Annotated in this window: 7 protein-coding genes; 3 read left to right on the plus strand and 4 right to left on the minus strand. The window is 68.2% G+C overall.

The features are described 5' to 3' along the window. The coding region (locus CPE01_RS15975) for a methyl-accepting chemotaxis protein (protein ID WP_146807799.1) at window positions 1–1195 on the minus strand (1195 nt) is incomplete at its 3' end. Between the two features lie 704 nt (window positions 1196–1899). Between CPE01_RS15975 and CPE01_RS15980 the strand changes: the two genes are divergently transcribed. Genes CPE01_RS15980 through CPE01_RS15990 form a run of 3 tightly spaced genes read left to right on the plus strand, consistent with a single transcriptional unit; the run spans window position 1900 to window position 6169 of the window. Continuing rightward, entirely contained in the window at window positions 1900–4242 is a 2343-nt protein-coding gene (locus tag CPE01_RS15980; protein WP_146807800.1) for an ATP-binding protein, read from the plus strand. Between the two features lie 17 nt (window positions 4243–4259). Continuing rightward, a complete protein-coding gene (locus tag CPE01_RS15985) occupies window positions 4260–5483 on the plus strand; it encodes a hypothetical protein (RefSeq protein ID WP_146807801.1) in 1224 nt (407 codons plus the stop codon). Beyond that, complete coding sequence (locus CPE01_RS15990) at window positions 5480–6169, plus strand: hypothetical protein (protein ID WP_146807802.1); 690 nt, start codon at window positions 5480–5482, stop codon at window positions 6167–6169. The genes CPE01_RS15985 and CPE01_RS15990 overlap by 4 nt, the downstream gene beginning before the upstream one ends. 156 nt (window positions 6170–6325) lie before the next feature. On the opposite strand, the gene CPE01_RS15995 is transcribed toward CPE01_RS15990, so the two are convergent. From CPE01_RS15995 to CPE01_RS16005, 3 genes are all read right to left on the minus strand, one after another. Next, window positions 6326–7957, minus strand: a complete 1632-nt coding sequence (locus CPE01_RS15995) for an Eco57I restriction-modification methylase domain-containing protein (protein WP_146807803.1) — start codon at window positions 7955–7957, stop codon at window positions 6326–6328. Between the two features lie 19 nt (window positions 7958–7976). Next, a complete protein-coding gene (gene vsr, locus CPE01_RS16000; RefSeq protein ID WP_146807804.1) occupies window positions 7977–9662 on the minus strand; it encodes a DNA mismatch endonuclease Vsr in 1686 nt (561 codons plus the stop codon). A 99-nt stretch (window positions 9663–9761) separates the two neighbouring features. Next, the gene (locus CPE01_RS16005) at window positions 9762–11756 is read right to left on the minus strand and encodes a BbrUII/HgiDII family restriction enzyme (protein ID WP_186811590.1); all 1995 of its coding nucleotides are present in this window, start codon (window positions 11754–11756) and stop codon (window positions 9762–9764) included. Window positions 11757–11946 lie beyond the last annotated feature (190 nt).

Here is an 11946-nt window from a genome sequence, read left to right on the forward strand (position 1 = left end):
GGGCCGCCTCGATGGTGGCGTTGAGCGCCAGGAGGTTGGTCTGCTGCGCGATGCTCGTGATCAGCTTGACGACGTTGCCGATCTCCGCCGACGAGGCGCCGAGCCGCGCGATCGTGTCGTTCGCGTGCTCGGCCACGCCGGTCGCCTTCGTCGCGACCGCCGCCGCCTCGGTCGCGTTCTGCGCGATCTCGCGGATCGAGGCACCCATCTGCTCGGCACCCGCCGCGACCGTCTGGACGTTGCGCGAGACCTCCTCGGCGGCCGCGGCGACGACGCCCGCCTGCATCGAGGTCTCCTCGGACCCTGCGGCGACCTGCGTGGACGCGGCCGAGAGCGACTCCGACGACGCCGCGACCGCGGCCGCCGCGAGCACGACCTCCGACAACGTCGCGCCCAGCGACTCCTGCGCGGTCACGAGCGAGGCGCCCATGTGCCCGAGCTCGTCGGACGTCTTGACCCGCGGCCGGACCGTGAGGTCCCCGCTCGCCAGCGCGGTGACCGCCACCTGCAGCGCCTGCACCGACCGGCGCAACGAGCTCGCCAGCGCGAGCCCGAGCACCAGGAGCGCGACGACCCCACCCGCGAGCGTGCCGATCATGAGCGTGATCTCCCGCGCGGCCGCCTCGTCGGCATCCGCGGCCAGCGCCGCGAGGTCGTCCGCGACACCCAGCTCGACCGCATGCAGGTCGTCGAGCATCTGCCGGCTCACCGCCGCGAGGTCCTCGCGCGCCGCCTGGAACGCCTCGCGATCACCGGTCTGCGCGACCGCGACGAGCTTCTGCTGCACACCGCCGCGGTAGGCGTCGAGCGTCGTCTGGAACGCGGAGAACTCGTCGGGCAGCTCGGTGCCGCTCTCCGAGAACGTGCCCTTGAGCTGCGCGATCGCGCTGTCCAGCGCCACGCTCGCGTCCGCGTAGGCGTCGACGCTCGCCGTCACGTCGTCGCCCACGTACGTCCCGATGACCGCGACCTCGTGCCGGACCGTCCACAGCGCGTCCTTGAGCTCCTGCACCGCGGCGGACACAGACGTCTGCGTGCGCGCCATCTCCGCGTTCGTCGCGCGCAGCCGGCTGGTGCTGCCCATCGCCAGCAGCCCGATCGTCAGCGCCACGACCGTCGCCACTGCGACGAGCCCGAGCACCTTGGTGCGCACGGCGATCCGTAGCGTGCCTCGTCGGGGCGTGGGCAGTGGCATGACGACTCCTGTGTCGTACGGCACGGCGGCGCACTGCCGCTCGTCCGCCCGATCGGCACGGATCCCGCGGCGATGACGCCTGCCAGGCCCTGACCAGCCAGTTTCACCTGGACGAGTGGCCAGCTCGCTCCCTCGCCCGGCCGACGCGCTCCGCTCCGGGCTCGGGCAGGAGCGGTGGGCTTGGTAACAGTCAGTGCGCTCGCAGCAGCCGCGCACGTCGGCGCATGCAGAAGGGCCTCTGACCTGGGGATGAACCCTGGTCAGAGGCCCTTGCTCTGTGTGGCTTGTTCGGCTAACCCTCTGACCAGGCAGCGCGCCCCTGCAGGTCAGCGGCCGTGTACAGGCTCCGCCGCCGCTGTGTACAGGCGCCCGCGGCGGTGCCTGTGCAGGTAGACGGCCTTGTGGGGTGCTGCCGTGGCGTACCAACTGCGATGGTCTGTCGCGTCGTCGCGTGACATAGGGCCGCTACCGATCCTTCCGCTGCGCTGCGATGTTGCCTCGACGCGCGGCAACCCCGAGAGCGGTTCACTTGGCCCTCCGATCCGCCCACCCGCCTCCTCGAACCGCGCCAGGGAGGGCGCGGGTGTGGCGGCCGTCGATGGCATATCGCGTGAGATGCGCCAGATCCGTCTGCCGTCGCAAGACGCGAACCACGTTCTCACTGCGACGTCCCGGCGCGACCCGGCCGATACGATCACCGCACCATGGATGAGTCCGACGAGGCCGAACCCACACTGCACTTCACCGTCGATGCCGCACTGTTGCGCGAGCTGGGTGAACGACTCGTCGGTCGACCGCACATCGCGCTCGCCGAGCTGATCAAGAACGCCTACGACGCCGACGCGACACAGGTCGACATCACCCTCCGTGGCGGGGTCCTGTCGGTCACGGACAACGGCCACGGGATGTCGCTCGACGACTTCCGGACTCGCTGGATGCGGGTCGGTACCACCGTCAAGCATCGCCAACGCCACTCCCCTCGGCTTCGGCGCTCCTTGACCGGATCCAAGGGCATCGGCCGCCTCGCTGTGCAGCTCCTCGCCCGCGAGACGGTCATCGAGTCGGTCGCACTCGTCAACCCCAAGAGCACGGACGGCGAGCGTCAACCGGCCGTGCGGGCCGAGATCCTGTGGGATGAGGCCGTCCAGTCGGGCGACTTGACGTCCGTGCGCGTCCCCTACACGCAGCCGAACGGGCTGGTCTTCGCCGGAGACGCGTCGCATGGGACACGCGTGACCTTGCGGCAGCTGACCAACGAGTGGAACGCCCGACAGTTCGAGGCACTCGCGCAGGAGATCTGGTCTCTGCGGCCACCCTACGAGACCCTTCGGGACGACTTCTCGCTCAACCTGGTCACCGAATCGGCTGGGGTCGAGAACGCGTTCACCAGGAAGCTCGACGCGATCTTGAGCATCTGGAACGGCCGCGTCCGCGCCCGATTGCTTCCTGAGGGTCAGCCTCCCGCACGGGTGCCAACCATGACGCTGCCGGTCGCTCTGCCCGAGGACACTGACCCCGAGGACGGCCGTGAGAACGACCCGGCCTTCGACAGGACGTCGGTCGACGCCAGCCCACGTCAAGATCTGGTAGACCGGTTCCCCACCCGGCACCTGCTCGTGGAGGTGCAGGAACGCGACGGGCAACGCGACCAGTTCGTCATGACGGTGCCGCACTGCGAGGTGGAGACCCTCACGTACGACATCAGGGTCTTCGACCTGCAGTACCGCCAACCGGAGGGCATCGCCGTCAACGAGGCTCGCGGCTACCTGTCGAAGTTCGGCGGGGTGGGTCTGTACGACGAGGGATTCCGGCTGCCTTACTACGGCGTGGACAGCGACTGGCTTCGAATCGAAGAGGACCGCTCCGCCCGGCGTACCGTCAGCAAACTGATCCCCAAGGACTTGGACGTCGACCGCGGGTTGTTGCATCTGCCCTCGAATCGCAACATCTTCGGAGTCGTCAGCATCGCGACAGGCCAGGAGGCTGCGGCCCGCGAAAGCGACGGCCTGGACGCCTACCCCGGCCTGACCGTGCAACTGACCCGCGATCGCCTGGTCGTCAACCGTGCCTACCGCCAGCTTCAAGTGATGGTTCGGGCCGGTGTCGACCTGTACGCGATGCAACGTGCGCGAGAGATCCTGCGCCGCAACGCGGCGCGGCGACCCTCCGGCCCGTCGGGATCTCCCGTCGCCGCGGTCCGCGACGTCGAGCGGGTGATCCAGCAGTCACGAGACCTGATTCCACCCCCGGTGCTCAAGCAGCTCACCAACGTCGTCCGGACGGCAGCGACCCGCGCTGAGCAGCGCGAGAGCAGCGCTCGCGCCTACGCCGCACTGTTGGGAGCGTTGGCCACGGCGGGAAGCACCTCCTTGGCGTACGAGCACGAAGTCAGCAAGCAGGTGCAGACCATTCGTGACCTGTCCGACACGGTCCGCGACATCGCCGTCACCGTCCAGGACCCGCATACCGCGACACTCCTGAACGTCGCAGAGCAGATGGACAGCTGGTACGAACGGGTCCAGGACGTGCGCAAGGTGTTCGCACCGCTGTTGACCAAGGAGAACCGCGAGAACGTCAAGGCGTACGGCGCGCGCAGCACCGTTCGCCGGGTCGCGGACCAGATCGCCTCGATAGCGCCCGGCGTGCCCGTGCACGTCGACGGCATCCCCAAGGAGATGAGGTTGCCGCCGGCCACCTACCCCGCGTGGTCGTCCATGCTGCAGAACCTCCTGATCAACGCGTTCAACGCTGTCCGGGACGTGAAACACCCGATCGTGCGGGTCGACGGCGCAGAGGACACCGATCGTGGCTGGATTCGAGTCTCGGACAACGGTGTGGGAGTCGAACTCGGATCGGCGCACAAGTTGTGGGAGCCGTTCGAGCGCCGGTTGACCCTCCCGCCGGAGATCGAGGCCGCAGGCCTGGGCGGTATGGGGCTGGGCTTGACAATCGTGAAGATGATCGCGGACGAGCTCAGCCTGCAGGTCCAGTTTGAAGCACCCCCACAGGGCATGAAGACGGCAGTTCGGGTGAGGTGGCGAAAGTGACTGTGAAACGAGCACTCGTGTGCGACGACCGCATCGACCGGGTCGAGGGCTGGAGGGAGACGCTCTTGCGTCGCCTTTCCGGGTGGGAAGTCACGAACCTGACGGCCGGGGATCTCGCGAACTTCGTCGCCGAACTCGGAGAGCACGAGCAGCGCGTCCGGCAAGGCACCTCCGTCGCCCTGACGGGCGATCACGCCACGCTGGCCAACGACTGTGGTCTGATCCTGATCGATGCCGACCTGTCACCGTCGCGTCAGGACCTGCGCGGCGTGCCCTCGCCCGAGGTCGACGACGTCGTCAGCAAGTTGCGTAACCAGTCGGGTGACGCGATCGCCCGGCAGGTGCGCAGCTACACCACCGCGAATGCGATCGTCGTGGTGAACATGTTCCACCCGCGGCACCGGAACGGGCGGGTGTTCGACCTGACCCTCATGCAACAGACCCGCACTCACGCGGACGCGCACGTCTCGGCGGCCGAGCTCGACGACGACACCCTCTGGGCTTGGGACCCCGACCGCCGAAGGGTGTTCGATCCGTGGTACCGCGACGTGCTACCTGAGCTTGCCGACGTCGTGGACAGGTCGAACACGGTGATGGCCGACCTGCTGGACGAGCCGGTGCTGCAGACGCTCGGGATAGACGCCGCGCAGCTCGTCGCGCGCCAGCTCGACGTGTTCGGCTCCGCTGATCCCGCGGACGCGACGTTCCGTCAACTGGCGACAGGGCAGTTCGGGCTGCCCTACCCCGACGAGATGGCCACCGACGACGCCGCAGCCGCGCGAATGGCAGCCTCCGTGGTCCGTCGATGGTTGGCGCGGGTGCTGCTTCCGGCGCAGAACGTCATCGTCGACGCTCCCCATTTGGTCGCCCGCTTCCCGAGACTCGGCCCGGAAGCTGCCACCGCTGACGAGTGGGACAAGACCACAGCCAAGCAGGTCGCAGGTGAACCGCTCTCGGCAGCGGCTCCCGCCCGTGCGTCCGCGCTCGACGCGTTCGTCACTCGCCCCACCTACTTCGCCGAGGTAGCCCGCCAGATCCAGCGCGAACGCGATTCAGCGCCTGACCTCGGGGACGACCTGGTCTTCGCCGAAGACACTTCGCGGTTCATCCCGCGTGCCGAAGGGCAAGAGTTCGAGTCCGACGTCGCCGGCAACTACGCCACCCGCTGGATCGAGAACCTTGAGGACGACCGAGCCAGACGGGACGAGGTCAGCTACGAACCGTTCACGCGCCTGCTATGACACTGAACACCACCGCCAAGAACGACCTTTCGCTTGTCGGTGATGTCATGACCGCCTGGAACGACTACCGGGAACGGCCGAATCCAAGTCCGCCCGCGCGCGTCGAACGTCTCCTCGCTCAATACCATCAGCCGTCATCGGTCGAGATCAAGAGGCAGTTGCGGCAGTTGAGCCGCGGAAACGCCAACACGCTCCTGCGAGCGAACCCGTTCGAGCACTTCGTGCTGACGCCCGTCCGGGCGCACCCTCCACTGCTGTACCCGGTGGCCCGTCTCGAAGTGTCCGTGAAGTCTGGTGTCGTGTGCATCTCGCTGAGACTGGTGGTGCACTCGCACGACGACATCAGTGGTGATCTCCGTGCACGCGGTTGGCGTTACGAGAGTGCCGATACTGGCCCTTCCGGTGGGAGTCGGTTCCACGCCTTTCCGCACGTGCAAGCGATCTCGGGCTGGACGCGCGACAACCCCGACATCCATCCGCCTGGCGACCAAGGCCACGAACTCCTTCTCGACGATGCGGTGCATGAGGGCCGTCCGGCCTTCCCGCTGCGGGGCACGCGACCTTGCGGGGTGCTCATCGCTGCGATGGGCTCGCTGTACGGTGCCGAACAGACGCTGCTCATGCTTGAGACGACGCCGGGCAAGCCATTGCGTGACGAGGCCGAGGCCGTGCTGGGATCCACCTAGACGCACTGGGCCCGACCACGATCCGTGCTTGCGGGAGGTCGCTCCCCGACCGGCGCTACCCGCTGGGCTCCCGGTCGAGCCGTCTGGGGGCCGGCCGGCGGCGCACGACTGCGTCCTGTCCTCCATGCGCCTTCGGCTGCCGCGTCGTCGCTTCGTCTACGGCGACAGCCCGTAAGCCTGACGGGCGAGCGTGGACGCCGCGGGGATGTCCCGCGCGGCGAAAGCTCGAGCGAGCGCCGCCCGCATCTCGGGGTCGAGCAGGTCGTAGTCGGGCAGGTGAATCCTGCGCAGGTACTGGGCGGAGACCCGCAGCCGGCCCGTGGCCATTCGTACGGAGTACGCGCTGACGAACAGGTTCGCGATGTCGGACATCAGCAGACCGCCGAGCACCGACAGATCCCACGTGTCGGACGTCAGGTAAGCGAGGCTGTGCATCGGGTAGTACTCGCCGGAGTCCAGGACCGGGTGGATCCGTGACTTCAGGTCGGGTACCAGGAGCTTGTTCGCTCTGGCCACGTCGGGTTTCACCCGGTCGATGGTGCGCCACCAGGCGGCGTTCGGCTGTCGGGCCACATGTCGTTCGAGCAGGCGGGGGCGATGGGCTTCGAGGTAGGACCGTAGGCCGGGATAGTCGTCGAGTTCCACGAGGCCGTCTTCGTCCCACGGGTTGACCAGGAACCGGCCTTCCCAAGCGATCGTGTCGCCCCCCGCCTCGCGCGCACTGACGCTCCGGAGCAACCGGGAGGGCTCCACTCCGGTCGGCTGCCCCGTGATGTACACGGCATCGGCGCCTGTCGCGGCACCCACACCGATGCTGACGCCTGCCTGCTCGAGGGTGCGGAAGCTGCGCTCAAGGGTGCTGAGCAGCGTCAGTTCCTGCGGTGTGCCGGTGGGCCAACTGGTGCTGCCGTCGGTGAACCACTGCGACGTCCACGACGCCGACAACGGTGGACCGACCGAGCGTGCGCTCAGGTCCCCGTCGGTGAACAGCCTGGCGAGCCCACGGGCGGTCTGCTCGTCGAACCCGTCGGCGGCCTCGGCGACCAGGGCACTGCCCTGAGGCCCTGGCCGGATGACCGTGATCGCAGGATAGGCGGCGACCTTCTCTTCGAACGCGTCCACTTCATGCAGCACGATGCAGGCCTCGACCGCAAACGACCCGGTGACCTTCTCGCGCAGCTTGGTGCCGTACTGGTTGCGCATCCACCGGTCCGCGCAGATGAAGGCGAGCCGCCCGCTCGGGGACAACAGGTCCAGGCTCGCTTCGATGAAGCCGACGTAGATGTCGGCTCGGCCGGTCATCGTGGACCATCGAGCGCGGTACCTGTGCAAGGCATCCCGGTCGATGTTCTCGATGCGGACGTACGGCGGGTTCCCGACAATCCAGTTTGCTGTGGGCAGGTCGGCGGCGATGTCCAGGAAGTCGCCTTGCCGGACCCACGATCGGGCGAGGGTCCGAGCCGTGTGGGTCGGCACACCATGGTGTGTGAGACGCTCGACGACGAGGTCGCGCGAACCGGCCACCGCGCCCGAGTCGATGTCGACCGCGACGATCGCATCAACGGCCTGCGCGATGTCGTCGCCATGGTGACGACACGACTCCAAGAGACGTTCTGCCATGGAAGCGACGAACGTGCCCGGTCCGCACGCGGGTTCGATAGCGACACCGGTAGCGAGACGGTCGGTCGGAAGGTATCCGGCGAGGTCGAGCACCAGATCCGCGATCCAGCGGCGGGTGAACACCGCGCCGAGCACTACGGCGCCGGTACGATCGGTCACCGCGTCCATGAGTACACCGGGTGCCCGGTCATCCCGCGGCTCGTGTCTCGGACACTCCAAGGCCGGGCGCGACCGTTAGCGTGCCGGGACGTCGCATGCGCCGGGCTCGGACGATCGCGTCGATGTGGGCCGCCGCGACAACCGGGTCCTCGTGCTCCCAGACGACGACGACGGCCCAACCGGCCGCCTCAAGGGACTCGACGGTGCGCTTGTCACGGGCGACGTTGCGGGCGAGCTTGTCGGCCCAGCGTTCTGCGTTCGCGGACGGGGACGTCGCATGTTGCGGGCACGCGTGCCAGAAGCACCCACGGACGTCCACGGCGACCTTGGCACCAGGGAACACGATGTCCAGTCGGGCGCGCATACTGGCCTCGGGTCGCATCTGCAACCGGTAGCCCAGACCGAGCGCCCGCAGCTGTCGGCGCAGCGTGACCTCCGGTCGGGTGTCCCGCCGCCGCTGCCGGTGCATCCGATTGCGGGTCGACGCCGTCGTGACCCATTCGGCGCCCCGGCGATCACGAGGAAGCAGCGGGCGGGTCACGTTCAGGTGCGTCTCGAGGTCGCGGTAGAAGTCGTCCGGGACTGCCCGGCCGGATTCCTCGAGGCGGGACAAGAAACCGGCCGTCGCCCGGTGCGACAGGGGGGCAGCGGCGAGGCCGTCGACGACCGAGGACAACGGCGCGATGGGCAGTGACTGCGGCCAACTTCCGACCAGCGCCTGACGGGCCGTCGTCTCGTCGCCGGCCCCCGCCATCGGCCACGGACGGGACCTGTCGATCGGGGCACCGAGGCTCGGCTCGACGCTACGTGTGTCGGCGCCGACGTGAACGGTGCGGATCCGGGTCCCCAGCCAGTGCCCGACCCCCACGGTCACCGCGTTCCCGATCAACTTCCACCTCTGGTCACGTTCCCCGTCTGCGACGGCAGGGGAGGTCCAGCCTCGTGGCAAGCCCTGCAGCGCCTCCCCATCCTCCACGCGTGGGAGCACGAACCGTCGTCCGATCGGTGCGCTCGGCAGCCACACGGCCGGTGCCGACGGCAGGCCGATGGTCGACCCCCCCTTGAGCGTGGGGATGGCGCCGCGCACCAGCCCCAGGCCGTGGCGCCCTTCAGTCCAGTAGAACCCCGAGGAGTCGTCGGACGGGGCGGGAAGCTCGGTCACGTCACCATGCAGGAGCACCGCGGCGGGGTCGTTGGTTCGGGAAGCGACGATGATCACGCGCGGCCGCCGTTGTGGCACGCCGAACGCCCGCGAGTCGACGGTCCGGTACGCCCACCGGTAGCCCAACCGTTCGAGTTCGTGAGTCACGTGGCGGATCCCTGCACCTCTGTGCAGGACGAGAAGGTTGGGCACGTTCTCCAGCACGACCCAGTCGGGCCGGGTCTCCTCGGCGATCCGGAACACGTGCCGGACCAGACCGGACCGCTCACCGAAGATACCCGCCTTGCTTCCTGCGTGGGACACGTCCGTGCATGGGAACCCGGCAACGAGGACCTCGTACTCACCTGTGGGGGTGAAGTGCTCGACGTCGCCGGCAACCCCGATCGCCGGGAAGTGGTGCTGCAGGACGCGCCGTGCCGGCTCCCATACCTCGCACATCTGATCGATGCGCAGACCGGCGCGCTCGAGACCGAGGTCGAGACCTGCGATACCGCTGAACAGCGACACCACCCGCAGCGGCGGGATCTGGTCGTCCCCGCCGCTGCTGTTCACGTGTCCGAACAGTACGCGAACTTGCCGACAGACTCGAGTACTCGCCCGCGATCGGCGACGCCCGTTGTGGTCGTGGAGACGGGGCGCCTCTCGACTCTCTCACGTCCCGTCGGGGTCGGGCCGTTCAGTGATCTGCGACTCGATGCTGGCGATCGTGCTGCGGACTCGTCCCAGCTTCTTGTGGGCCTTGAGGAAGTCGGAATAGTTCTGCCGGGCACGCGTGATGAGCTCGGCGTAGGTGACGATCCGTGCGTTGTAGGGGCGAAGCATCTCGCGGGAGATCGAGCGCCCGTCGTAGTCCTGCCAGTCGACCGGGTCCTTGCCGAGCACGCACACGACCTGGACCTCGGTCTGCTGTCCTTCGGCCCCACGCACGTGGTCGGTGACCGGTCCGTAGTACTTGCGGATCTGCCCGGCGAGCTCCGCCGTGCTCACGCGCCGTCCGGCTCGTTTGAGCTCGACGATCACGTGCGCCGACCCTGTCTGCCGGTACTTGATGTCGACTCGGTCCTTGCTGCCGCCGCTCTTCTGGATGATCTTCTTCACGGACTTCTCCATCACCGGCGCGGTGGCACGGTCCCATCCGGGGTCGAGCAGCCAGAGGTGCTCGAATAGGTAGTCGCGCAATGTCGCCTCGATGACGTCGTCATCCGTGAGGCCCTCGAACTTCTCGATGATGTCCAGTCGCTGCTGGACGATGTCGTAGTACATGGCGGCTTCGACGTCGTCGATCGACCGGAATGCTTCAAGCAGAGCGGGCAGGTTGGCGGGGTCCTTTTCCTCGATCTCGGACAAGCGGTCGCGACGGTGCAACCGCTCGAACGTGACGACGGCACCTGCGAGCAGGTCGCGCCGGTGCTGCGGTTCGAGCGCCATGCTGCTCACGCGGGCCACGAACCGGCGGGCGCTGGCCTTGGTGTCGTGTCCCTTTAGCCCGTCGATCCAGTCGGTGATCGCTGGCACCTCCTTGGCGGCGTCGTTCAGCCCGTCGGCCTCGCGCAGCGCGTTCCAGTCCGTGCCGACCTTCTTCAGCTCCTGCTCGACGAATGAACGCACGTCGACGAACCGTTCGTCGTCCTCTCGCACGCCCTGTCGGCTGCTCGTGGCGATGTCCTCTTGGGCGTCGTCGTCCAGGAAGTCGGCGTGCAACTCGCCGGCGAGGAACTTGGTGAACAGTCCGCTGTGCCCGACGGCGTCCAGGACGTCCTCGCGTGCGAGCTTGCCGCGCACGAGGATCGCGACACGGTTCCCCGATTCTCCGTCGGCATCAGGGGCGCGCAGGTCCGACGAGGTCTTCGCCGCCCCGATCCATCCTACGATCTGGCGGCCGCCGGGTGTCTGCCCGCTGCGGGCGTCCACGTGATCGCCGTTGCGTGTGCGGGCCGCGGTCAGGGCGTCGGCCAGCGGACCCGTCCCGAACACCCACACGTAGCGGCACTTCTTCATCAGGTCGCGGTCGCTCGGGTCGATCGACGCGCCGTTGACCACGATGGTGAAGTCGTCGGTCAGCATGGAGAACCGCCGTGCGAGCCGGGACTTGATGTGCGCGCCGGCGCGCCGGAGATCTTTCGACGGGTTCGTCAGGGTGAGCCGCGTCCCGACCTGGACGTCGATCTCGTCGGTGGGGACGGGTGTGGGGCGGTACACCGACCCGTCGTGCGCGATCTGCCGCTGGATGTCCTCGAGGTCCATGACGAATCCGACGGGCTCACCGGGCGCAGCGGCCGGGTCGTCCGGGTCCAGCGTGGGGCGGGACTGCACTTCGATGGTCTTGGCGATGGAGAACAGGGACAGCTTGCCGATGCCCTTACGTCCCATCACCTGCCGGCCGCGGGCTGTCATCTGGCCGTGCTGGTTCTCGGCGTCTTCGCGGCGACCGTAACCGACGTTCAGGTACCGCTCGTTGGCCTGCGTTCGTGACATGCCGAGGCCGTTGTCTTGCACAACGACGCGGTCCCGGTCGGCGTCGACCGTGATCTCGACGCGTGTGGCGTCGGCATCCCAGGCGTTCGCCACGGCCTCGGACAGCACCGCGGGCAGGTTGGAGTACAGGTTCAGGCCGAGGTGCTTGAGCACGCTCAGGCTCATCGTCATCCGGTACACCGCGTCGTCGTCGGCACTCGTCGTGGTCACGACCGTCCTTCCCCGTGTGGTGATCTGGCCGGTTTGCTGGCGGCGGCGTCGCAGAGCATCTCGCGCGGTTATACACCCGGGATCGTCCCCAGGGCGCCCGCCCTGCCGCGTGGAGAGGCAACAGCGTGATCCCGCCCAGTAGACAACCTGG

The organism is Cellulomonas persica (genome assembly GCF_007989825.1).
Taxonomy (GTDB): Bacteria; Actinomycetota; Actinomycetes; order Actinomycetales; family Cellulomonadaceae; genus Cellulomonas; species Cellulomonas persica.